General features: G+C 58.0%; 1 protein-coding gene. It reads right to left on the bottom strand.

Features of this window, described 5'->3' with window-relative positions; genetic code table 11:
* Positions 1-476, bottom strand: a 476-nt coding sequence (locus L6963_RS11730; RefSeq protein ID WP_272879192.1) for an FAD-linked oxidase C-terminal domain-containing protein, incomplete at both ends; no start/stop codon positions are given.

Raw genomic sequence — 476 nt, 5'->3', positions numbered from 1 at the left:
ATCCCGTTGGGGTCGAACACCGCCTTGATCGCCTTCATGCAGGCGATTTCTTCTGGCGAACGGCTGTAGTGCAGGTAGTCGCGCTTGGTCATGCCCACGCCATGCTCGGCACTGATCGAGCCGTTGTATTTCTGCACGGTCTCGAATACCCACTGGTTGACTACCGCGCACTTGGCGAAGAACTCGTCCTTGGACAGGTTCTCGGGCTTGAGGATATTCAGGTGCAGGTTGCCGTCACCGATATGACCGAACCAGACCACCTCGAAATCCGGGTAGTTGGCCTCGACGATGGCGTCGATATCCTTGAGGAAGGCCGGTACCTGGCTGACGGTGACGGAGATGTCGTTCTTGTAGGGCGTCCAGTGGCTGATGGTTTCGGAGATGTATTCGCGCAGCTTCCACAGGTTCTGCAGCTGCTGTTCGCTCTGGCTCATCACGCCATCGACCACCCAGCCCTGCTCGACGCAATGCTCGAA

Source organism: Rothia nasimurium (genome assembly GCF_928392795.1).
GTDB classification, from domain to species: Bacteria; Actinomycetota; Actinomycetes; order Actinomycetales; family Micrococcaceae; genus Rothia; species Rothia nasimurium_F.
This window is presented reverse-complemented; position numbering and strand designations above follow the sequence as displayed.